Annotated in this window: 20 protein-coding genes; 7 read left to right on the forward strand and 13 right to left on the reverse strand. The window is 58.6% G+C overall.

What is annotated here, in order from left to right; translation table 11 throughout:
* Window positions 1–116: 116 nt before the first annotated feature.
* The 4 genes from secD to queA form a co-directional block, all read right to left on the reverse strand.
* Window positions 117–1,976, reverse strand: coding sequence for a protein translocase subunit SecD (gene secD / locus ASE07_RS10080; RefSeq protein ID WP_057290688.1), 1,860 nt, complete (start codon window positions 1,974–1,976; stop codon window positions 117–119).
* An 86-nt stretch (window positions 1,977–2,062) separates the two neighbouring features.
* Entirely contained in the window at window positions 2,063–2,329 is a 267-nt protein-coding gene (gene yajC / locus ASE07_RS10085) for a preprotein translocase subunit YajC (RefSeq protein ID WP_057290786.1), read from the reverse strand.
* Window positions 2,330–2,623: 294 nt separating this feature from the next.
* On the reverse strand, window positions 2,624–3,751 hold the full coding sequence (tgt, locus tag ASE07_RS28720; RefSeq protein WP_057290689.1) for a tRNA guanosine(34) transglycosylase Tgt: 1,128 nt from the start codon (window positions 3,749–3,751) through the stop codon (window positions 2,624–2,626).
* Between the two features lie 6 nt (window positions 3,752–3,757).
* Window positions 3,758–4,774 (reverse strand): tRNA preQ1(34) S-adenosylmethionine ribosyltransferase-isomerase QueA, encoded by a 1,017-nt coding sequence (queA, locus tag ASE07_RS28725; protein WP_057290690.1) that lies wholly within the window; start codon window positions 4,772–4,774, stop codon window positions 3,758–3,760.
* Between the two features lie 195 nt (window positions 4,775–4,969).
* Here queA and recG point away from each other — a divergent pair, with 195 nt between their 5' ends.
* Both recG and ASE07_RS10105 read left to right on the forward strand, forming a co-directional pair.
* Window positions 4,970–7,051 (forward strand): ATP-dependent DNA helicase RecG, encoded by a 2,082-nt coding sequence (gene recG, locus ASE07_RS10100; RefSeq protein WP_057290787.1) that lies wholly within the window; start codon window positions 4,970–4,972, stop codon window positions 7,049–7,051.
* Window positions 7,052–7,314: 263 nt separating this feature from the next.
* Window positions 7,315–8,262, forward strand: a complete 948-nt coding sequence (locus ASE07_RS10105) for a hydrogen peroxide-inducible genes activator (RefSeq protein ID WP_057290691.1) — start codon at window positions 7,315–7,317, stop codon at window positions 8,260–8,262.
* A gap of 71 nt (window positions 8,263–8,333) precedes the next feature.
* Here the strand turns inward: ASE07_RS10105 and ASE07_RS10110 are convergent, their stop codons facing one another.
* From ASE07_RS10110 to ugpB, 4 genes are all read right to left on the reverse strand, one after another.
* A complete protein-coding gene (locus tag ASE07_RS10110; protein ID WP_057290692.1) occupies window positions 8,334–9,410 on the reverse strand; it encodes a sn-glycerol-3-phosphate import ATP-binding protein UgpC in 1,077 nt (358 codons plus the stop codon).
* Between the two features lie 89 nt (window positions 9,411–9,499).
* The gene (ugpE, locus tag ASE07_RS10115) at window positions 9,500–10,351 is read right to left on the reverse strand and encodes a sn-glycerol-3-phosphate ABC transporter permease UgpE (RefSeq protein ID WP_057290693.1); all 852 of its coding nucleotides are present in this window, start codon (window positions 10,349–10,351) and stop codon (window positions 9,500–9,502) included.
* Between the two features lie 78 nt (window positions 10,352–10,429).
* A complete protein-coding gene (ugpA, locus tag ASE07_RS10120) occupies window positions 10,430–11,314 on the reverse strand; it encodes a sn-glycerol-3-phosphate ABC transporter permease UgpA (protein WP_057290694.1) in 885 nt (294 codons plus the stop codon).
* A gap of 199 nt (window positions 11,315–11,513) precedes the next feature.
* On the reverse strand, window positions 11,514–12,824 hold the full coding sequence (gene ugpB, locus ASE07_RS10125) for a sn-glycerol-3-phosphate ABC transporter substrate-binding protein UgpB (protein WP_057290695.1): 1,311 nt from the start codon (window positions 12,822–12,824) through the stop codon (window positions 11,514–11,516).
* 186 nt (window positions 12,825–13,010) lie between these two features.
* On the opposite strand from ugpB, the gene ubiA reads away from it, so the two are divergent.
* Both ubiA and ASE07_RS10135 read left to right on the forward strand, forming a co-directional pair.
* Window positions 13,011–13,865, forward strand: coding sequence for a 4-hydroxybenzoate octaprenyltransferase (gene ubiA / locus ASE07_RS10130; RefSeq protein ID WP_057290696.1), 855 nt, complete (start codon window positions 13,011–13,013; stop codon window positions 13,863–13,865).
* A 113-nt stretch (window positions 13,866–13,978) separates the two neighbouring features.
* Entirely contained in the window at window positions 13,979–14,296 is a 318-nt protein-coding gene (locus tag ASE07_RS10135; RefSeq protein WP_057290697.1) for a DUF883 family protein, read from the forward strand.
* A gap of 128 nt (window positions 14,297–14,424) precedes the next feature.
* Here the strand turns inward: ASE07_RS10135 and proC are convergent, their stop codons facing one another.
* Window positions 14,425–15,249, reverse strand: coding sequence for a pyrroline-5-carboxylate reductase (gene proC / locus ASE07_RS10140; protein ID WP_057290698.1), 825 nt, complete (start codon window positions 15,247–15,249; stop codon window positions 14,425–14,427).
* On the reverse strand, window positions 15,239–15,943 hold the full coding sequence (locus ASE07_RS10145) for a YggS family pyridoxal phosphate-dependent enzyme (RefSeq protein ID WP_057290788.1): 705 nt from the start codon (window positions 15,941–15,943) through the stop codon (window positions 15,239–15,241). The genes proC and ASE07_RS10145 overlap by 11 nt, the downstream gene beginning before the upstream one ends.
* A 75-nt stretch (window positions 15,944–16,018) precedes the next feature.
* Here ASE07_RS10145 and ASE07_RS10150 point away from each other — a divergent pair, with 75 nt between their 5' ends.
* Genes ASE07_RS10150 through ASE07_RS10160 form a run of 3 tightly spaced genes read left to right on the forward strand, consistent with a single transcriptional unit; the run spans window position 16,019 to window position 18,726 of the window.
* Window positions 16,019–17,062 carry a type IV pilus twitching motility protein PilT gene (locus tag ASE07_RS10150; RefSeq protein ID WP_057290699.1) on the forward strand — a complete coding sequence of 348 codons (1,044 nt, stop codon included), beginning with the start codon at window positions 16,019–16,021 and terminating at the stop codon, window positions 17,060–17,062.
* A 41-nt stretch (window positions 17,063–17,103) separates the two neighbouring features.
* Window positions 17,104–18,240 (forward strand): PilT/PilU family type 4a pilus ATPase, encoded by a 1,137-nt coding sequence (locus ASE07_RS10155; RefSeq protein ID WP_057290700.1) that lies wholly within the window; start codon window positions 17,104–17,106, stop codon window positions 18,238–18,240.
* A complete protein-coding gene (locus ASE07_RS10160) occupies window positions 18,241–18,726 on the forward strand; it encodes a glutathione peroxidase (protein WP_057290701.1) in 486 nt (161 codons plus the stop codon).
* A 71-nt stretch (window positions 18,727–18,797) separates the two neighbouring features.
* Here ASE07_RS10160 and ASE07_RS10165 read toward each other — a convergent pair whose 3' ends face one another.
* From ASE07_RS10165 to ASE07_RS10175, 3 genes are all read right to left on the reverse strand, one after another.
* The gene (locus ASE07_RS10165; protein ID WP_057290702.1) at window positions 18,798–19,523 is read right to left on the reverse strand and encodes an LrgB family protein; all 726 of its coding nucleotides are present in this window, start codon (window positions 19,521–19,523) and stop codon (window positions 18,798–18,800) included.
* Window positions 19,520–19,852 (reverse strand): CidA/LrgA family protein, encoded by a 333-nt coding sequence (locus tag ASE07_RS10170; protein WP_057290703.1) that lies wholly within the window; start codon window positions 19,850–19,852, stop codon window positions 19,520–19,522. Before ASE07_RS10170 ends, ASE07_RS10165 begins: the two co-directional genes overlap by 4 nt.
* A gap of 130 nt (window positions 19,853–19,982) precedes the next feature.
* A complete protein-coding gene (locus ASE07_RS10175; RefSeq protein ID WP_057290704.1) occupies window positions 19,983–23,117 on the reverse strand; it encodes a PAS domain S-box protein in 3,135 nt (1,044 codons plus the stop codon).
* Window positions 23,118–23,415: the final 298 nt, after the last annotated feature.

Genomic DNA, 23,415 nt, shown 5'->3' on the forward strand with positions numbered 1-23,415 from the left:
GATTCCTGCAGATGGCGTCGGCATGTTTGCCACGCCATCGTTGATGCATTCATGAAAACCGCAGGGGCCGCCGCAGACTTGCGGTCGGCCCGATGGTGCGAGTGTGCTTCAGCTATTCAGGTATCCGGCTTCCAGACCTGGCCGATCGATACGCCGGCCAGCTTCTTCTTGCGGCCGTACCAGAGATTGGCTACGCCACGCGACACGAATACCGCCGAGAAGATCGAGGTCAGAATACCGATGCAGTGCACCACCGCAAAACCGCGAATTGCACCGGAGCCGAAAATCAGCAGCGCAAGACCGGCGATCATCGTGGTGACGTTGGAGTCGAGAATGGTCGCCCACGCACGATCGAAACCAGCGGCAATGGCTGCCTGCGGCGAATTGCCATGGCGCAGTTCTTCACGTATCCGCTCATTGATCAGCACGTTCGCATCAATCGCCATACCGAGCGTGAAGGCAATTGCTGCCATGCCCGGCAGGGTCAGCGTTGCCTGCAGCGTCGACAACACGGCGATCAGCAGCATCAGGTTGACCGCCAGCGCGAAGACGCTGAAGAAACCGAACAGGTGATAGTAAATCAACATGAAGAGTGCGATAGCGGCGAAACCGTACAGCGTCGAGTTGAAGCCCTTCTGGATGTTCTCCGCACCAAGCTGCGGACCGATCGTGCTTTCCTCGATGATTTCCATCGGTGCGGCCAGCGAACCGGCACGCAGCAGCAGCGCGAGATCACTGGCGGCTTCAGCGGAGCCCATGCCTGTTATCTGGAAGCGCGCTCCCAGTTCGTCGCGGATGGTGGCCACGGTCAGGACTTCACCCTTGTTCTTTTCAAACAGAACGATGGCCATGGACTTGCCAATTTTGCTACGGGTGGCTTCGCGCATGCGTCGTCCGCCGTCGCCGTTCAGGTCGATACTGACCGCAGGTTGTTGGTTCGAGTCGAAGCTGGCACCGGCGCTGGAAATGTAATCGCCGGTAATGATCGGGTCCTTGTAGAGCACCACCGGCGCCCCCTTGCCAATCTTGAAGAGTTCGGAACCGAAAGGCACGGCGGCAGTTTCTTCGGTGCCGCGCATCACGCTTTCATCGACCATGCGGACTTCCAGTGTAGCGGTACGGCCGATGATGTCTTTCGCACGCGAGACGTCCTGCACGCCGGGCAACTGCACCACGATACGGTCCGCCCCCTGGCGCTGGATCACCGGCTCGGCAACACCCAGTTCGTTAACCCGCTTGGACAGCGTGCTGATGTTCTGCTGCACTGCCTCTTCTGTCGTGCGCTTGAGAGCTTCGGGCCGGATGGTACCGATCAGTTTCAGATCAGCGCCTTCAGCGGCATCCTGCAGTGCGAGCTCGGATAACTGCGAAGCAAGCACTTCACGCGCCTTGTTGCGCGTTTCCTCATCGCGGAACAGCACGACGACCTGATCGCCATTGCGGCTGATGCCGGCATGACGGACGTTCTTGTCACGCAGCATGCTGCGTACGCTGGTCTGCAAGCCTTGGAGTCGCTTGGCGACGACCGCCTTGGTGTCAACCTGCATCAGGAAGTGCACACCGCCGCGCAAGTCAAGGCCGAGGTACATCGGCATTGCGCGCAGCGATTGCAGCCACTGCGGTGTATTGGGCAGCAGGTTGAAGGCGACGATATAAGTCGGGTCAGCCGGATCGGCGTTCAGTTCTTTTTCCAGCAAGGTCTTGGCGCGGAACTGGGTGTCCGTGTCGCGGAACCGTGCCCGCACCGAGCCCTGCTTGCCGGTCACGTCGAACACCACGCTTTCAGGCGGCATGCCAGCCTTGTTCAATGCGTCGCTGACGCGACCCATCGTGGCCTGGTCGACCTTGACGGTAGCCTTGGCACTGCTGACCTGAACTGCCGGCGATTCGCCGAAAAAGTTGGGCACCGAATACAGCACGCCGAACAGCAGCGCGATCACGATGAGGATGTATTTCCAGAGGGGATAGCGATTCATAGGTGTCAACGTTACTTGTTGAGTGGGCCTGCCGGCCCGTGCAAAGCGCCTTGCCCGACGTGGGATAGCGCTTGCCAGGCGGTGTATTACAGAGCCTTGATGGTACCCTTGGGCAACAGCGTAGCGACAGCTGCCTTCTGGACGATGATTTCAGTACCGTTTGCAACTTCCAGTGTGACGTAAGCGTCAGTGACTTTCGACACCTTGCCCAGCATGCCACCGGCGGTGACGACTTCGTCGCCCTTGGCGAGCGCTTCCATCATAGCCTTCTGTTCCTTCTGACGCTTCATCTGAGGACGAATCATCAGGAAATACAAAACCACGAACATCAGGATAATGGGCAGGAAGCTCATCAGGCTGCTTTCGGGACCTGCGGCGGCGGTTTGCGCATAGGCGTTGGATATGAACACGTTTTAGCTCCAGATTGTAATGGTGATCAACCCGGCATTTTAGCACCCGATGCAGGGTTTCTTGGTGCTTCCGGAAAAGAGTGAGCGCCCTGGCAAGAGCCGTCACCCGTCAGCCGCTGACCGATGTGGATTTTTACAAGAGTCGCCCACTCAATGTTAAAAAGGAGGCAATGAACGTAACCAGCCAGGTCGCTTGCACCGGACAGAATGACCCGGTTATGGAATTTTCCCTATGTCCTAGACGCCGCGGGCGCGATCGGCATGAAACTGCACAACGAACGCCTGGAAGCGGTCGGCATCAATGGCGGCGCGCATTTCCCGCATCAGTTGCAGGTAGTAATGCAGGTTGTGAATGGTGTTCAGGCGTGCGCCCAGAATCTCGCCCGCGCGATGCAGGTGAAACAGGTAGGCACGGGAAAAATTGCGACAGGCATAACACTCGCAGCTTTCATCTAGCGGTTTTTCATCATCTTTATAGCGGGAATTCTTGATCTTCAGGTCACCAAAACGGGTGAACAGCCAGCCGTTGCGCGCATTCCGCGTCGGCATCACACAGTCGAACATGTCGACGCCGCTGGCCACGCCGGCCACCAGGTCTTCCGGTGTACCCACGCCCATCAGGTAGTGCGGCTTGTCGGCGGGCAGGCGCGGACCGATGTGCTCCAGCACGCGCATCATCTCCTCCTTCGGTTCGCCGACCGACAGACCACCGATCGCGACGCCGTCAAAACCGATGTCTTCCAGTCCGGCCAGCGATTCATCCCGCAGGTGCTCGAACATGCCGCCCTGGACGATGCCGAACAGCGCGTTGGGGTTCTCGCCCTTGTTGAACTCATCACGCGAGCGCTTGGCCCAGCGCAGCGACATGCGCATCGACTTTGCCGCCTCTTCTTCTGTAGCGGGACGGCCATCGATTTCGTAGGGTGTGCATTCGTCGAACTGCATGACGATGTCGGAATTGAGTGTGCGCTGGATCTGCATCGAGATTTCCGGCGACAGGAACAGCTTGTCACCATTGATCGGGGAGGCAAACTTCACCCCCTCTTCGGTGATCTTGCGCATCGCGCCCAGCGAAAATACCTGGAAGCCGCCGGAGTCGGTCAGGATGGGTTTGGTCCAGCCGATGAAGCGGTGCAGGCCGTCAAATTTATTGACCACATCCAGGCCGGGACGCAGCCAGAGATGGAAGGTATTGCCGAGAATGATCTGCGCGTCGATGTCATGCAGTTCCAGCGGCGACATCGCCTTGACCGAGCCGTAGGTGCCGACCGGCATGAAAATCGGCGTTTCGACCACGCCGTGGTTGAGGGTAAGGCGACCGCGTCGGGCCTTGCCATCGGTCTTGATGAGTTTGAAATTAAGCATGTCGGATCAGATTTTTGTCAGTAGCATGGCATCGCCATAGCTGAAGAAACGATAACGCCGGGCGATGGCATGGGCATAGGCGGCACGGATACGCTCGTAGCCGGCAAATGCGGACACCAGCATCAGCAGCGTCGATTTGGGTAGATGGAAATTGGTCACCAGGCGATCGACCGTCTTGAATGCATAGCCGGGCGTGATGAATAGCGCGGTGTCGGCACTGCCGGCCTGCAGCGCACCGGACTGGGATGCCGATTCGAGTGCGCGCATGCTGGTGGTGCCGACCGCAACGACATGCCGTCCGGCGGCCTTGGTTGCGCGTACTGCGTCGACGGTTTCGGCAGGGATCGTGTACCACTCGCTATGCATCTTGTGCTCGGCCAAGTTTTCGGTGCGCACCGGCTGAAAGGTGCCGGCGCCCACGTGCAGCGTCACGAAGGCAAACCGCACGCCCCTGTCACGCAAGCTGTCGAGCAAAGCCTGGTCAAAATGCAGGCCCGCTGTCGGTGCCGCCACCGCGCCCGGCTCCTTGGCATAGACAGTCTGGTAACGCTGTTCGTCGAATTCATCGGCCGCATGCTCGATATACGGCGGCAGCGGCAGGCGGCCGTGCGCTTCGATCAGGTCGAACACATCGGATGGAAACATCAGCGTATAGAATTCGCCGGCGCGTTCGCCAACCGTCACGTCAAAGGCATCGGCAAGGCGAATCCTGCCACCGGCCTGCGGCGACTTGGAGGCGCGGACCTGCGCGTGCACGGTACGGTTGTCGAGCACGCGCTCAACCAGGACTTCGACCTTGCCCCCGGTCTCCTTGACGCCGAAAAAGCGTGCCTTGAGTACGCGGGTGTTATTAAAGACCAGCAGATCGCCCGGCGTGAGCAAGTCGACAATATCGGCAAAGGCGCGATCCATGAGCTGGTCGCCATCGACATGCAGCAGGCGTGAGGCGCTGCGTTGCGGCAGTGGCAATTGCGCAATCAGTTCTTGCGGCAAGTCGAAATCAAAATCGGAAAGGGAATACATGCTTCAGGATCGCATAGAAGGTTGCAGCAGCCGGCGTTGCGCGGTAATACTTGTTATTCGTCAGGCAGGCCATGTATCCGGGCCAGCCGCTCTTAACAAAATTGCCATACAATGGCAGGCGCGCTTGCAAGTGCGCTGACTGCCGATTTCGCCGAACAAAACCCGCTATTTTACGCCTTGCCGCCCGATTCACGTATGCCCGCTCCGAAGAGCAAGCCTTCCACTGCCGCAAAACCCAAAGCCAAAGCTACGCTGGAGAGCAAGCTGGCCAAACTCGGCCTGCGCACCGACATGGACCTGGTGCTGCACCTGCCCCTGCGCTACGAGGATGAAACCAGGATTACGCCGATCGGCGAGGCCGGGTTCATGGGGGGCAATGCGGCACAGGTCGAAGGTGTCGTGACGGAATGCGATATCCAGTACCGGCCGCGCCGGCAGCTGGTGGTTACGATCGCCGACGAAACCGGGCCGCTGGTGATGCGCTTCCTGAATTTTTACGGTAGCCAGGTCAAGCAGCTTGCTGCCGGCACCCGCGTGCGCGTGCGTGGCGAAGTACGCCATGGCTTCTTCGGCGCGGAAATGGTCCATCCAACCTACAAGGTGGTGGAGGAAGGCGCCCCGCTGCCGACTGCCCTGACACCTGTCTATCCCGCCGGCGAAGGGCTGTCCCAAGCTTACCTGCGCAAGGCGATTGCCAATGCGCTCAGCCGCGTCGACTGGCGCGACACGCTGTCACCGGACTTGCTGGCCTCCCTGAAGCTGCAAGCGTTCGAGCCTTCGGTCAAGCTGCTGCACAATCCGCCGTCCGATGTGGACGAACATGCCTTGCTGGAACGCTCGCATCCGGCATGGATTCGCATGAAGTTCGATGAACTGCTGGCGCAACAGCTTTCGCTCAAGCGGGCGCAGGAAGCACGCCGCGCCAAGGGCGCATCCGCGCTGCCGGTGATCGGCGAATTGTCGAACGCCTTTTTGAACGCCCTGCCCTTTGCGCTGACCGGTGCGCAGCAACGCGTACTGGAGGAAATCCGCAGCGACCTGCGCGAATCGTTTCCGATGCAGCGTTTGTTGCAGGGGGATGTCGGCAGTGGCAAAACCGTTGTTGCCGCGCTGGCCGCCGCGCAGGCAATCGACAGCGGCTACCAGGCGGCGCTCATGGCGCCAACCGAGATTCTCGCCGAACAGCATTTCCGCAAAATCGCGATGTGGATGGAACCGCTCGGCGTCAAGGTGGCATGGCTGACCGGCAGCCTGAAAAAGAAAGAGAAGGAGGCGTCGCAGGCGCTGATCGAATCCGGCGAAGCCCATCTCGTGATCGGTACCCACGCATTGATCCAGGAAGGTGTGGAATTTGCAAAACTGGGCCTCGTGATCGTTGACGAACAGCACCGCTTCGGCGTCGGCCAGCGTCTCGCGTTGCGCAACAAGGGCCTTGACGCAGGCGCGCCGCAGACCGTGCCGCACCAGCTGATGATGTCGGCGACCCCGATCCCGCGCACACTGGCCATGACTTACTATGCCGACCTGGAAGTGTCGGTCATCGACGAGTTGCCGCCGGGCCGCACGCCCATCGTCACCCGCATCATCGACCAGAACCGTCGCGATGAAGTGATCGAACGCGTGCATGCGGCGGCGCTCGAGGGACGACAGGTGTACTGGGTCTGTCCCCTGATCGAAGAATCCGAGGCGCTGCAGTTACAGACCGCCACCGACACCCATGCAACGCTGTCGGCAGCACTGCCCGACTTGCGTGTCGGCCTGGTGCATGGCCGGATGAAGCCCGCCGAGAAACAGCTGGTGATGGACGCCTTCACACGGGCTGAAGTTCATGTGCTGGTCGCCACCACGGTGATCGAAGTCGGCGTCGATGTGCCGAATGCGTCATTGATGGTCATCGAGCATGCCGAGCGTTTCGGCCTGTCCCAGTTACACCAGCTGCGTGGCCGTGTCGGACGCGGGTCGGCCGCGAGTATCTGCCTGCTGCTCTACCAGAGCCCTTTGGGACAGGTCGCCAAGCAGCGCCTGATGACCATGCGGGAAACCACGGATGGCTTTGAAATCGCACGGCGCGACCTCGAGATTCGCGGTCCGGGAGAGTTTCTCGGCGCCCGGCAGTCAGGACAGGCGATGCTGCGCTTTGCCGACCTCGAAACGGATCAGTGGCTGGTCGAGAAGGCACGCAATCTAGCTCAGTCGTTGCTGCAACACGACCCGGCCACCGTAGAAGCACATCTGGCACGCTGGCTGGGCGGACGCGAAGAGTTTCTTAAAGTCTGATGCCCATTTTTACCATACCCGTTTTCACTTCATCGTGAACGCGTTACAAAATTTCCTGTCGTAACTGTCCTATTCTCCGGTGTTCTTGCGCGTCGGAGAGCGTGGATCAGTAAAGTTACCTGATTGCTAACAAGCCGGATATATATCGGCGAATGCCTGCAATTTTCCGCACTCTCTTTATACTGTCCCTATCGCGATTTAATTCTCGATTGATTTCCATACAAGAACGCCTTTACGGCCTTGTCATATAAAGAGCAGAGAACATGACGCTTACCGAATTGAAATATATTGTCGCCGTTGCCCGCGAAAAGCATTTCGGCCATGCCGCGGAAGCGTGTTTCGTCGCGCAACCCACACTTTCGGTGGCGATCAAGAAACTGGAAGACGAACTTGGCGTGACCATCTTCGAACGCGGCGGATCTGAAATTTCAGTCACGCCGCTCGGCGCACAAATCGTCGCGCAAGCCGAACGCGTACTTGAGCAAACCGCAGCGATCAAGGAAATCGCCAAACAGAACAAGGATCCGCTGGCGGGTCCGCTCCGGCTCGGCGTGATCTACACCGTCGCTCCCTATCTACTGCCACCGCTGGTCAAGACCATGATCGAGACCGTGCCGCAGATGCCGCTGGTGTTACAGGAAAATTTCACCGCGCGGTTGATTGAACTGCTACGCCAGGGTGAACTGGACGCCGCCATCATGGCCTTGCCCTTTGCCGATCAGGGTCTGATGGTACAACCCTTGTATGACGAACCTTTCGTCGTCGCGCTTCCCAAGCACCATGCCTGGGCGCAACGCAATGCGATCGATGCGGAAGAGCTGAAATCCGAAACCATGCTGTTGCTGGGGAACGGCCATTGTTTCCGCGACCAGGTGCTGGAAGTATGTCCCGAGATGGCGCGCTTCTCGACCAGCAGCGATGGCATTGCCCGTACCTTCGAGGGTTCGTCGCTGGAAACGATACGCCACATGGTGGCTTCCGGCATTGGCATTACGGTACTGCCGAAAGCGTCGGTGCCGGATATGCAATCGAAGGACGGGATGTTGCGCTATATCCCCTTCAAGGAGCCGGGCCCGTCACGCCGGGTGGTGATTGCCTGGCGCAAGAGCTTTACACGGCAACGCGCGATCGAAGCGGTACGTCAGGCGGTGTTGGCCTGCGAACTGCACGGCGTGACCATGCTGACGGAAGCGGAGACCGCTGAAGCCTGAGGCTGAAACGTGGGGCTGAAACGTGGGGCTAAAAAGGAAGGCATGACCATCACATGGTCATGCCTTTTTGACTAATCGTCGATGCGTCGTGTCGTCTGCGCATCGAACCAGTGCACTGCGCTGGCATCGAAACCGGCATTCACCCGCTGGCCTGCCTCGACCTGGATGCCGGCAGGCGCACGAATGACCAGCGACTGGCCGGCGGCAACTGCATGCACCAGCACATCCGCGCCCAGTGCTTCCACCATCTCCACCTGCATCGTGATACCCGGCTTGCCGAGAATCAGATGTTCGGGTCGCACGCCGAGTATGCATTCGCGCCCCGATAAACCGGTACGCGCCGACGGCAAGGCGACCTGTGCGCCATCGCCCAGCGCAAAGCTTGTTCCGCCTGACTCAAGCTGACCACGCAACAGGTTCATGGGCGGCGAACCGATAAAGCTTGCGACAAAGGTCGTTGCCGGCTTGCCATACACCTCCGCCGGCGTACCGATCTGCTCCGCGCGACCGGCGTTCATCACGATCATGCGCTGGCCCAGCGTCATCGCTTCTACCTGATCGTGGGTCACATACAGACTCGTGGTGCCCAGTGCGCGATGCATCTTCTGGATCTCGAGCCGCATTTGCACTCGCAATTTTGCGTCGAGATTGGATAAGGGCTCATCGAACAAAAATACCGCAGGCTCACGCACGATCGCCCTGCCCATGGCGACCCGCTGGCGCTGTCCGCCTGAAAGCTGGCGTGGTGTGCGCTCGAGCAGCGCGCCAAGCTCCAGTATCTTCGCCGCCTTCTGCACGCGGGCATCGATATCTGCCTTCGAGAACTTGCGGATCTTCAATCCATACGCCATGTTTTCATACACGCTCATGTGCGGATACAAGGCGTAGTTCTGGAACACCATCGCGATATCGCGATCCTTCGGTTCAAGCTGATTGACAACACGGTCGCCGATCACGATATCGCCGCCGGTAATCTCTTCCAGGCCGGCAACCATGCGCAGCAAGGTGGACTTGCCGCAACCGGATGGGCCCACCATGACAATGAATTCACCGTCATCAATGTCGATCGAAATGCCGTGGATGACGTCAACGCTTTTGGCGCCCTTGCCGTAGGTCTTGGTAATATTTTTTAAGTGAACTTGTGCCATGCGGTCCCTGATGCCTCTGTTCTGTATTCTGTGTTTTATCTCTGTGTTGCCATGTACGGGTCGACTGCTTTATCTGCAGGACAGCAATCTTATTTTTCCGAATCGACCAGCCCCTTCACGAACCATTCCTGCATCACCACCACGACAAGTCCGGGCGGCAGCATCGCGAGGATAAGGGTCGCCATCACCATGTTCCATTCGATCGCCGCATCACCGCCGGTGATCATGGTCTTGATGCCGATACCGATCGGGTACATGCTCTGCTCGGTCGCCACCAGCAGCGGCCACAGGTACTGATTCCAGCCGTAGATAAACATGATGACGAACAGCGCAATCACATTGGTACGCGACAGTGGCCACAGGACATCCTTGAAGAAGCGCATTGGTCCGGCACCATCGATACGCGCCGCCTCGGCCAGTTCGTCCGGCACGGTCAGGAAGAATTGCCGGAACAGGAAGGTAGCCGTCGCCGACGCGATCAGCGGTATCGTCAGGCCCGCATAACTGTTGAGCATGCCGAAATCCGAGATCACCTTGTAGGTCGGCGTGATCCGGACTTCGACCGGCAGCATCAGGGTGACGAAGATCATCCAGAAGAACAGCGAGCGCCCTGGAAAACGGAAGTAGACGATCGCGAACGCCGATAGCATGGATATCGCAATCTTGCCGATCGCGATGACCAGTGCGGACACCAGGCTGACCCACATCATGCGTGCGACGGGTGGCACCGATACGTTGCCGGATGCGCCGCTGACAATGACCGCCGCATAGTTTTGAAGGAACTGGTCGCCGGGGATCAGCGAAATGGGTGCCATGGCGGCCTGCTCGGGAGTCTGTGTGCTGGCGACGAAGGCGACATACACCGGAAAGGCAACAATGGCCACGCCGATGATTAGCACCAGGTGACTGATCAGGTCGAGTATGGGACGGCGTTCAATCATGATTGGCTCTCGTGTTTGTACGCGCAGCTTCCGGCAGGAGAACCATGCATGTCGATGTGAATGAAAAAAGAGCGATGATCATGAATACTGCACCTTGCGTTCGACATACTTGAATTGCACCACGGTGAGCGTGATGACGATAAACATCAGGATCACGGACTGCGCGGCCGAACTACCCAGGTCGCCGCCCTTGAAGCCGTCCTGGAAGACCTTGTAGACCAGGATTTCCGTTTCCTTGCCCGGACCGCCGTGGGTGGTCGCTTCGATGATCGCGAAGGTGTCGAAGAACGAATAGACGATGTTGATGACGAGCAGGAAGAAGGTGGTCGGCGACAACAGTGGAAAGACAATGGTAAAGAAACGCCTCACCGGCCCGGCGCCATCAATCGCCGCCGCTTCGATCAGCGACTTGGGAATCGCTTGCAGGCCAGCGAGGAAAAACAGAAAGTTATAGCTGATCTGTTTCCAGATCGCCGCCAGTACGATCAGGATCATCGCATGGGTGCCATTGAGCAGGTTATCCCATTCGATGCCGATACCGCGCAGCGCATGCGCAACCACACCCAGTGTCGGGTTGAGGAGGAACAGCCATAGCACACCGACCACGACCGGCGATACCGCATAGGGCCAGATCAGGAAAGTCTTGTAGACCGACGCGCCCTTCACAATGCGATCCGCGAACACGGCAAGGATCAGGGCAAGGGACAAGCCGAACACAGCGACCATGATGGAGAACATCGCGGTGGTCTTGAAGGATTCGAGATAGTTTGCGTCATTGAACAGGTCGCGGAAGTTGTCGAACCAGACGAACTGCGACGAGGTGCCGAAGGAATCCTGGATCAGCACGGACTGATAGAGTGCCTGCACGGCCGGCCAGAAAAAGAACAGCAGCGTGACGAGAATTTGCGGTGTGACGAGCGCATACGGCATCCATGCCGATTTGAAGCGAGCGCGTTTTTCCATGTTGGTTTTTTCTATACAAGGCAAGGTTCCCTCCCCTTTGCAGGGCGAGGGTTTGGGCGGGGCGGGCTGCGCAGACGTACGAAGCTTGAGCACGCACCTGCATCTGCTTCTGCATCACCACCCCATCCCGACCTTCCCTCTACGAGAGGGAAGGAGCTACGCAACAGGCAAGAGTAAAGTCAGTGAATGCCGCTTGACTTTACTTATTCGCCCTTTCGAACCGGACCAGCAATTCATCGCCGCGACGCACCGCCGTATCCAGCGCTTCCTTCGCTGTCTTCTTGCCGTTCCAGACGGTTTCGAGTTCTTCGTCGATGATCGTGCGGATCTGCGTGAAGCTGCCGAGACGGATACCGCGCGACTTCGCGGTAGTCTTGACGATCATCTGCTGGACCGCGACTTGCGGGTCAGGGTTCTTCTGATAGAAGCCGGACGACTTGGTCAGCTCATAAGCCGCATTGGTGATCGGCAGGTAGCCGGTCTCCTGGTGCCATTTCGCCTGGATTTCCGGTTGCGACAGGAACTTGAAGAACTTGGCGACCGCCTTGTATTCGTCGGTCTTCTTGCCGCTCATGACCCACAGCGATGCGCCGCCGATGATGGTGTTCTGCGGTGCGCCCTGCACGTCGTTGTAGTAAGGCAGCGTCGATGCCGCAAACTTGAACTTCGCATTCTTGCTGATGTTGGCGTAAGCCGAGCTCGACGAGCTCAGCATCGCGCATTCACCCGAGTAGAACTTGGCTTCCGGCTCGTTCTTGCGGCCGGCATACGTAAAGTAGCCCTGCTTCGCCCAGTTGGCGAGGTTCTCGATATGCTTGACGTGCAGCGGGCTGTTGAACTTCAGGCGCGCATCGAGGCCGCCAAAACCGTTGTTCTTGGAAGCGAACTCGACGTTGTGCCAGGCCGAGAAACTCTCGAGGTGCACCCAGGACTGCCAGCCTGTGGTGTACGCGCATTTCTCGCCGCTGGCTTTCAGCTTGGCGGCTGCCGATACCACTTCCTGCCAGGTCACCGGCGGCTTGTCGGGATCGAGGCCGGCCTTTGCAAAGGCATCCTTGTTGTAATAGAAGACAGTCGTCGAACTGTTGAACGGGAAGGACACCATGTCGCCTTTGGGCGAGGTGTAATAACCGGCAACCGCGGGCACGTAGACGGAGGAATCGAATTTTTCGCCGGCGGTCTTCATCACTTCGGTGACCGGCACAATCGCGCCCTTCGAATACATCATGGTGGCGGTGCCGACTTCGAAGACTTGCAGGATATGCGGTGCATTGCCGGCGCGGAAGGCGGCGATGGCCGCGGCCATGGCTTCGTCATAGCTGCCCTTGAAGATGGGCGTAACCTTGTAGTCGTTCTGGCTCTTGTTGAACTGGTCGGCGAGGCCGGCGACGCGGTCGCCCAGCGCGCCGGTCATCGAGTGCCACCAGGTGACTTCCGTTGCGGCGTGCGCCGAAGCGGCCATCATGGCCAACAGGCTGGCCGCAGCCAGGGGTTTCCATTTCAATTGCATGGTGTCGTCTCCAAAATGTTCTATTTTATGTATGCAATGTGACAGTTACATTACGATAACTGAAACGGTGCAGGTGCCGCTTATAATTCGATTTTGCAGCGCAATAATGCCGCGCCGGAATGTAAGTGTAGCCTTCCTGCGCAATTCGTGTCATTGCGACATCAATGTTTTGTCACTTCACCTGCCATGAACCGCCTCGCCCTCTACGCCCGCCTGGTCCGCCTCGACAAACCGATCGGCATTCTGCTGCTGCTGTGGCCGACGCTGATTGCCTTGTGGCTCGCCGCAGATGGGCGGCCCGACTGGCGGCTGGTCGTGATTTTCACCCTCGGCACCGTGCTGATGCGTTCAGCGGGTTGTGCGATCAATGACTATGCGGACCGCGATTTCGACAAGCATGTCAAACGCACTGCCGAACGCCCCCTGACCAGCGGAAAAATCGCTTCCTGGGAAGCGGTGGCAGTCGCGGCGGCACTGGCCCTGGTGTCGTTTGCGCTCATCTTCCCGCTCAACACCCTGACCAAGCAATTATCGGTGGCTGCTGTCGTGATTGCGGCCAGCTATCCCTACTTCAAGCGATTCTTCGCGATTCCTCAAGCGTATCTGGGCATTGCCTTCGGCTTCGGCATCCCAATGGCTTTCGCCGCCGTACAGGGCGATGTGCCGCCGGCGGCATGGCTGCTGCTGCTGGCCAATATTTTTTGGGCTGTGGCCTACGACACGGAATATGCGATGGTGGACCGCGACGACGACCTGAAGATAGGGATCAAGACATCGGCGATCACCTTCGGTCGTTTTGACGTGGCTGCGGTAATGCTGTGTTATGCGGTCAGCTGCGCCATTGTACTTGTCGTCGGCTGGCAATACGGACTGCGCTTCTGGTTCCTCGCGGGCATGCTCGTTGCCGCTGGCTGCGCGGTCTATCACTACAGGCTGATCCGTGATCGCGACCGCATGGGTTGCTTTGCCGCGTTCAGGCACAACAACTGGCTGGGCGCAGCCGTTTTTGCGGGCGTTGCGCTGGACTACGCGCTTGGATAAGCATCTCTTCAGGGCATTAACGACGGGACATAGTTTGACTTCGCGCAAAATGCGCACCTTTACAGTCCCTATACACTCCAACCAAGACATTTCAACATGACATGGAGGCGTATATGGAATCGAATGGTCAGTATGGATCGACCAGGGATCGGCTGCTGGACGATCTCAAGCTGATTTTGCGTGATGCGGAAGACCTGCTGCGCAGCACCAGCCAGCAAGCCGGCGAAGGCTACCAGGTGGCACGTGCGAAGTTCGAGTCCACCCTGGGAATGGCCAAGGACAACCTGTCCGACGTTGAGCAGATCGTGGCTGAAAACGCCCGGGTCGCCATGGATACGACCGACCGCTACGTAAAGGAAAACCCGTGGCAGGCCGTCGGCGTCGGCGCACTGGCCGGGCTGGTCGTGGGCCTGATCGTCGGCCGCCGCTAAGCAGCCAGCCACCTGCCGCGCAGACACGATGATTGCCGAATCGGCGGCCAGGCTGGCCGCCTCTTTCGTGACGATTCTTCAGACACGGGTGGAGCTGGCTGCTGAACAGCCAGGAATATCCGCAGACATCAATCCTTGCCAAATTCTTCGCCCAGTTCCTTGCCGCGTGCAGCGGCTGCTTTCAGCGCCTTGCCGATTGCGTCCTTGACGCCGCTGGCTTCCATGCTGGTGAGCGCGGCGTAAGTCGTGCCGCCTTTCGAAGTGACACGCTCACGCAACACCGATACCGGGTCCTGCGACTGTGCGGCCAGTTGTGACGCACCAACGAACGTGGCAATCGCCAGTTCATTCCCCTGCTCCGCGCTCAGGCCCATTTCCTGCGCTGCCTGCTGCATCGCTTCGATGAAATAAAACACGTAAGCAGGACCGCTGCCCGACACGGCAGTCACCGGGTCGATCAGCGCTTCATCGCTCAGCCAGACGGTAGCGCCGACTGCTCGCATGATGGCATCGGCGGCATCGCGCTGCGCCGGCGACACACCCGTCATCGCCACCATGCCGGTGATCCCTTTGCCGATCAGCGCGGGCGTGTTTGGCATGGTACGCACGATGGCGGTATGGCCATTCATCCAGCGCGACAGGTCCACTGCGCGGATGCCGGCGGCGATCGAGAGAATCAGCTGCGAACCGACATGCGGCTGCAAGGCAGCAACGACTTCTTTCATCTGCTGCGGCTTCACCGACAGCACGATCACATCGGCATTTGCCAGCGTCGCATCAATCTGTTGCGCCGTGGTGACACCAAACTGTTGCTGCAGGCGCGCAAGCGCTTCACCGTTCGGGTCGACCACATGGATGTTGGCGCCTGCAGTCAGCTTGCCGGCCAGCCCTCCGATCAGGGCGGTCGCCATGTTGCCGCCACCGATAAAGGCGATATTCAAATTATTTTGCATAGTGTCGTTGTCCAAAGATTGCTGTTCCGATTCTGACGATGGTGGCGCCTTCGGCTATCGCGGCGTCGAGATCCGCCGACATGCCCATCGACAGGGTGTCCAGTTGCAGACCCTGTGCGCGTAGTTCTTCGAGCAGCTGACGCAACTTCCGGTGCGGCGCGCGCTGCGCTTCGAATTCGGTTTCCGGCTCGGGAATCGCCATCAGGCCACGCAGGCGCAAGCGTGGCAGGACGGCAATGCGACGGGCGATGTCGAGTGCCTCCCCGGGCAGCACGCCACTTTTGCTGGCTTCTCCGCTGATGTTGACTTGTAAACAGATGTTGAGCGGCTGCCTGTCCGGCGGACGCTGATCCGACAGGCGCTCGGCGATTTTTTCGCGATCGACCGAATGGACCCAGTCGAAGTGTTCGGCGATGGGGCGGGTCTTGTTGCTCTGAATCGGCCCGATAAAATGCCATTCGAGCAAGAGATCGGGACGTTGCGCCTTGACCGCCGCGATCTTGTCCAGCGATTCCTGCAGGTAGTTTTCACCAAAAAGCCGCTGCCCGGCGTCGGCCGCCGCAATGACGGCCTCCGCTCCGAAGGTCTTGGACACGGCCAGCAAGCTGACTTCGTCCGCACGGCGCGACACTGCTTGTGCCGCAGCGGCGATGCTTTCGTTGACGGCTTGCAAGTTCCGGGATATTGGGGACATAATCAGTTTGCCTCCGGCAACACCTTCATGGCGTTGCGTAACATTCATGGCTTTTCGCCAACCCCGGGATTATAAATGGACATTTCCGAACTTCTCGCCTTTGCTGTCAAGAATAATGCGTCAGACTTGCACCTTTCCGCCGGCTTGCCACCGATGATTCGCGTACATGGCGATGTGCGCCGTATCAATCTGCCGCCGCTGGAGCACCGCGATGTGCATGGCATGATCTATGACATCATGAACGACGGCCAGCGCAAGGCGTATGAGGAAGTCCTGGAGTGCGACTTTTCGTTCGCGATTCCCGGCCTTGCCCGTTTTCGTGTCAACGCGTTCAACCAGGACCGGGGAGCTGCAGCGGTGTTGCGGACGATTCCTTCCAAGGTCCTGACGCTGGAACAACTGCATGCACCAAAGATCTTTGCCGACCTCGCGCTGAAGCCACGTGGCCTGGTGCTGGTAACCGGCCCGACCGGTTCCGGCAAATCGACGACACTGGCGGCGATGGTCAATCATCTGAACGAAACCGAATACGCACACATCCTGACGGTCGAAGACCCGATCGAATTCGTGCACGAGTCGAAAAAATGCCTGATCAACCAGCGTGAAGTCGGTCCGCACACGATGTCCTTCAACAATGCGCTGCGCTCGGCACTGCGTGAAGACCCGGATGCGATTCTGGTCGGCGAATTGCGCGACCTTGAAACCATTCGGCTCGCGCTGACCGCCGCCGAAACCGGCCACCTGGTCTTCGGCACCCTGCATACCTCGTCGGCAGCCAAGACTATCGACCGTATTGTCGACGTCTTCCCGGCCGAAGAAAAAGAAATGGTCCGGGCGATGTTGTCCGAATCGCTGCAGGCGGTGATCTCGCAGACGCTCCTGAAAACCAAGGATGGCAGCGGCCGCGTCGCCGCGCATGAAATCATGCTCGGCACCCCCGCGATCCGTAACCTGATTCGGGAGGCAAAAATTGCGCAGATGTATTCCGCCATCCAGACCGGCAGCAATATCGGCATGCAGACGCTGGACCAGAATCTGACCGACCTCGTGCGCCGCAATGTGATTTCGTCGGCAGCGGCACGCGCAGCAGCCAAGATTCCGGACAACTTCCCCGGCTAAGCGGCAACAAGCAATATCAAGCATAAAGGACAGGAAGCAACATGGAACGCGATCAGGCCACCAAATTCATGCACGACCTGCTGCGGCTGATGCTCAGCAAAAACGGCTCCGACTTATTTATCACTGCAGAATTTCCGCCGGCATTCAAGATCGACGGCAAAATGACGCCGGTGTCGAACCAGCCGCTGACCTCGACCCACACCGTCGAACTGGCGCGCGCAATCATGAACGACAAGCAGGCGGCGGAATTCGAGGCGACCAAGGAGTGCAACTTCGCGATCAGTCCCGGCGGCCTTGGGCGCTTCCGCGTGTCCGCCTTCGTGCAGCAAGGCAAGGTCGGCATGGTGTTGCGTACCATCACGACCACCATTCCAAAGCTCGAAGACCTCGGGGTGCCGGAAGTGCTGAAAGAAGTCGCGATGACCAAGCGCGGCCTGGTGATCATGGTCGGTGCAACCGGCTCCGGCAAGTCGACCACCCTGGCCGGCATGGTCGGCTACCGGAATGAAAACAGCTACGGTCACATCATCACGATCGAGGATCCGGTCGAGTACGTACACCCGCACAAGAATTGCATCATCACGCAGCGCGAAGTCGGCGTCGATACGGCCGACTGGTTTGCCGCGCTGAAAAACACGCTGCGCCAGGCGCCGGACGTGATCCTGATCGGCGAAATCCGCGACCGCGAAACCATGGACTATGCAGTCGCCTTTGCGGAAACGGGCCACCTTTGCCTGGCCACCATGCACGCCAACAGCGCCAACCAGGCGCTGGACCGCATCATCAACTTCTTCCCCGAAGAACGGCGCGCGCAACTTTTGATGGATTTGTCACTCAACCTCAAGGCGATGATCTCGCAACGCCTGGTGCCGCTGAAAGACACCAAGGGACGCTGTGCAGCGGTCGAGGTGATGCTGAACTCGCCGTTGATTTCGGATTTGATCTTCAAGGGCGAAGTCCACGAGATCAAGGAGATCATGAAGAAGTCGCGCGAACTGGGCATGCAGACCTTTGACCAGGCCCTGTTCGACCTGTATGAAAACGGCAAGATATCGTATGAAGATGCCTTGCGTAACGCCGACTCGGTCAATGACCTGCGTCTTTCGATCAAGCTGCAGAGCAAGGATGCGAAGGGACGTGACTTGAGCAAGGGCACCGAACACCTGGGGATTGTTTAAATGCCGACCGTCCACGACTTTACCGCCGAAAGCCTCGGCGGCGCCTCGGTCAAGCTTGCGGATTACCGCGGCAAGGTACTGCTGATCGTCAACACGGCCAGCAAGTGCGGCTTTACGCCGCAATACAAGGGTCTGGAAGCGGTGTACCAGCAATTTCGCGACAAGGGTGTGGAAGTGCTGGGTTTTCCCTGCAACCAGTTCGGCTCGCAGGAGCCGGGTACCGAGGAAGAGATCGGCGCATTTTGCGAAAAGAATTTCGGTGTGACATTTCCGCTGTTCGCGAAAATCGATGTCAACGGCAGCAATGCGCATCCGCTATACAAGCACCTGAAAAGCGAAGCGCCCGGATTGATGGGCACCGAAGCGATCAAATGGAATTTCACCAAGTTTCTGGTGAAGAAGGATGGCACGGTGTACAAACGCTATGCACCGCAGACCGATCCGAAAGACTTGACGGAAGATATAGAAAAACTGCTGGCACAGTAGATCATCATTGGTGGCGGTGGGTGGTGACTGCTTGTGGTTAATCCAGCCTGTGAATGACCAAGCAGTTCTGCTCATGCCGCACCAAACAGCTTCAGCACGAAAGGCAGCAGCAAGGCGGTCAGCACGCCGGACAGGCCCATCGCGAGGCCTGAAAACGCCCCCATCTCTTCGCTGACCTGAAACGCGCGTGCGGTCCCGATACCATGCGAAGTAACACCGAGCGCAAAGCCGCGCACGCCATGGTCATCGATCTTCATCAGGTTGAAAATCCAGCGCGCCGTGGAAGCACCCAATATGCCGGTCAGCATGACCAGCACCGCGGTCAACGAAGGCAAGCCACCAATTTTCTCGGACACCCCCATCGCGATCGGCATCGTCACCGCCTTGGGCGCCAGCGACAGGATGGTGGCGGGTGAAGCACCAAGCGCCCACGCCACACCCATTGCGGTCGCGATGGCAGCAGCACCACCCACCAGGGCACTGGTGATCAGCGCGAACCAGTTGCGCCTGAGTTTTTCCAGTTGCAAAAACAGTGGGATTGCCAGGGCGACCGTGGCGGGACCCAGCAGAAAATGCACGAACTGGGCGCCTTCAAAATACGTGGGGTACTCGGTATGCGTGCCAATCAGTACCGCGACCAGCAGCGCCACCGCGATGGCAACGGGATTAACCAGCGGATTGAATTTCGAGCGCGCATACAAGGCATACGCGAATTGATAGGCCAGCAGCGTGGCAGTCAGCCACAGCAGCGGCGAGGCCGACAGGTAGACCCATACCTTAGTCAGTCCCGGCGTCATTTTTGCAGCCCTCGCAACACCAATGCCGTCACTACCAGCGACACGGTGGCACTGATGACAAGTGCCGCAAGGATAGGCAGCCACTCGGTCGCCACGCGCTGCGCGTGCACCATGATGCCTACGCCGGCCGGAATGAATAGCAATGACAGATGCTTGAGGAATTCCAGTGTAGTGGGCGCGAGTCGCTGCGCCAGCGACGGACGCGCAACCAGGAAGCAGAACAGCAGCAGCATCCCGATGACAGGACCCGGTACGGGCAGGGAAAGACCATAGGCAATGGTTTCGCCTACGGTCTGGAATAGCAGAAGGATGGCAAAGGTATGGATCACGATGGCGTTGTCGGATTGGAAAACGCCTTTAGTGTATCGCTACTGCCCTGTTCGCGTTACGCTGACTGCCGCGCCATGTTGTGCTGCGCTGTCTTGTGCCGCGCTGTGCGCAATGAGCACGGCACGATCCTTAGCCGCTGCGAAAGCAATCGCGGCCCGCGTCCTTGGCCTGGTAAAGCGCACCATCAGCTCTCAGGCACACTGCACCGGCATGCTCGCTTCCTGTCGACACCGCAATACCGATGCTGACCGATACACGCAGGGACCGGCCTTGCACGCTGACCGGTTCCCTGATGGCAGCGATCAGCTTGGCGGCGATCGTCTGCGCCTCGGTTTGTGCCGTACCGCTCAGCCCTTCAAGAATAATGACGAATTCATCCCCACCCAGGCGTGCCACCGTATCGGTGCTCCGAATACTGTGCTTCAGGCGGCTGGCGATTTCGATCAGCACATCGTCGCCGCCCGCATGCCCGTGTCCGTCATTGATGCTTTTAAAGAAATCGACGTCCACATACATCAGAGACAACACCTGGCCTGTGCGTGCATTGCGTGCAAGCGCCTCCTCCAGTTTCTCCTCAAAGTGCCGGCGATTCGGCAGTCCTGTCAGGGCGTCATAACGCGCAAGCTGGTTAAGTTGCTGTTCAACCGCCTTGCGTGACGAGATGTCGATCGTCAACGCGTACACGCCTTCAACCCTGCCATCCTTGATATGCGGAATATAGGACGTTTCCAGGTAGCGCTTGATACCTAACGCGTCGGATGTCATCTCGAACTGTACCGGCGTGCCCGACAGCGCCGTCCTGAAATGCGTCTCCCTGGCTTCAATCATGTGGGTCGGAAGCGCTTCGCTGGCTGTCATGCCGATCAGCGCCTGAGGATCGATACCCAGCCATGACCGGTACGTTTCATTGGTAAAACGAAAACGCCGATCCTTGTCGATATACGAAATCAACACCGGCAAGCTGTCAGCAATGGTGCGCAGCCTGCCGGTGCTTTCACGCAACTGCTCAGTGGTACGTTTCAGTTCGGTGACATCCTGGACCGCAGCCACCGCGCCGCTGGCTTGTCCGCTCTTGTCCCGCAAGGTCCTGGCAGTCACGATGACATGGCGCGGCCCATCGCCATGTTCAATGGTCAGCTCAAGGTTCTGTACCGGCTCGCCCTTCAACGCACGGGCAAGTGCAGACTCCTGCATCGTGGTGGCATGCGTTCGATACAAGCCTGAGGCGACAGCCCATTCCTCCAGCGACAAGCCGCGCGCATCGTCGATCGAAATCAGCTCCCTCAGCGCACGATTCGCCAGCATGATGGTGCCATCCGCATCGCACACCTCGACACCGACATCGATTGTTTCCAGGATGGCGTTCAATAGTTGCCGCTCCTGTTCAAGCTTGCGCTCCAGCAGCTTGCGCCGGGAAATGTCATGCAGGAAGGCATGAAAGTGATAGCGGTCGCCCTGCTTGTTGGCGCCAATAGTCATCTCAACCGTCAGGATGGTGCCGTCACGACGCAGTGCAGGCAGCTCCGTCCGATTGCTGGCAACGAATTTGTCGCATGCGGCCACGAACTGCGCCATGCGCTCGTGATGTTCAGCGCGCGCATGCGCGGCAACAATCAGGTCTACGGCGTTCAATCCAAGCGCTTCCTGCTCGGTCCAGCCAAAGGTCTTTTCGGCTTGCTTGTTCCATTCGGTGATGCGCCCGTCCTGGTCCATTCCGACGAAGGCTTCGTTGGCATTGTCGATGAACTGCCGGATCCGCTCCTCATTGGCGCGCCTGTGCTCCTGGGCATCATGTTCTTCGGTCACGTCGAGCACGATGCCGGTGAAGGCAATTTCCTTATTGAAGATCTGTGTCGGCGACGACGTGCACTTGATCCAGCGCACCGAACCGTCGGGGCGCAGCAAGCGCCCTTCGAAGGACCATTCGGCATGATTGGCCACCGCGTCGTGAACGCTGTTCAAGAAGATTGCCATGTCCTCAGGATGCACCGGGGTGCGCGTCCAGTCGGCCATCAATGCCGCTGCAGGAACCCCGAACATTTCATCGCAGCGGCTGCTGATGTAGTTGTAGCCCTGGGCACCATTACTCCGCGAATACCACTGGAAAATCAATGCCGGTATGCGAGACGTGATTTGTTGAAGGTGCACTTCCCGATTACGCAACTCTTCCTGCGCGCGAACCCGCTCGGTGATGTCCTCGATAACGCCGACATAGTTCAGCAATCGCCCGTCCTTGTCACGCACCGGCGCCATCAGCAACTCGTTGTAGAACAACTGGCCATTCTTGCGGTAATTGCGCAGGACCACCTGGGATTCCTTGCCTGCAGCGATTGCCTCATTCAATATTCTGAGCGCATCCTGCTCACGATCGCTGCCATGCAGGAATTGACAGTTGCGGCCCAGGACTTCGACTTGCGCATATCCGGTGATGCGCTCAAAGGCAGGATTGCAATAGACGATCGGACTGTCCGGCAGATGAGGGTCAGTGATCAGGATACCGTTGCTGGCGGCGCGTAAGGCATCGCCCTGCACCCGTAATCTTTCCTGAATTTCCTGCTGCCGCGTCACGTCGCGGACGACACAATACAGGTCGCCATTGCCGGTGACGCGCGTATTCCATTCGAGCCAGCGGTAGTCGCCCGACTTGTGGCGGTAGCGATTGCGAAATCCCCTGAGCGGCCGGCCCTGATACACGGCATGGGTTTCAGCGGAGGTACGCGAACGATCTTCAGGATGAACGAAATCGAGGAGCGGCCGCGACACCAGTTCATGACTGGACCATCCCAGAGTTTGGGTCCATGCTTCATTGACTTTTTCGAGATAACCCATGCGGCAGGTAATGGCCAGCATATCCGGAGCGAGGTCGAAGAAAGCCTCGCGATCGGCCTCGGCACGCTTGCGGACGGAGATATCCTGGATCTGTGCGATGAACAGCTCGGGTTGACCGCTTTCATGGCGCACCAGCGAGCAGGTCAGCATGGCCCAGACCGAGTGTCCGTTGCGATGGATATAACGTTTTTCGAGGTTGAAAAAAGGGATTTCTCCCCTTACCAGTTCATCGACCAGATGAAGATCGATGCCGAGGTCATCCGGATGCGTGATGTCCTGGAAAGACATCGCTTCGAGTTCCGCCTTTGTGTAACCGACAATGCGTGCCAGCGCTTCATTGGCATCGATAAAGCGACCGTCGAGGCGGGTCAGCGCCATCCCGATCGCGGAATGCTCGAATGCATGTTGAAATAAATCTTGTCGTTCAGTGATCACGCAACGCTCTCCGCAATGAGGGCGCGCCATGTGGTCATGCAGCGCCCGCCCTGTGTTGTTCGACCGCTATCGAGTGCTTGTACTCACAGGTGCATGCTGCGAAGTGCAGATGCCGCTATAACAAGAGGTCAAGCGTTCAACTCGCTCCGGTCGTTTTGGGAACAGGGAGAAGTAGCGGTCAGGACCATTGACCAGCGACAGCCGGAATGGTTCTCAATGGAAATGTTAACTGCGGGGTGCGGCAGGAAGATGAAGGCATAGGGACGACTGTTTGCAAGGATTGGGCAAACAGTCGTCC

Source organism: Noviherbaspirillum sp. Root189 (assembly GCF_001428545.1).
Lineage (GTDB): Bacteria > Pseudomonadota > Gammaproteobacteria > Burkholderiales > Burkholderiaceae_D > Noviherbaspirillum.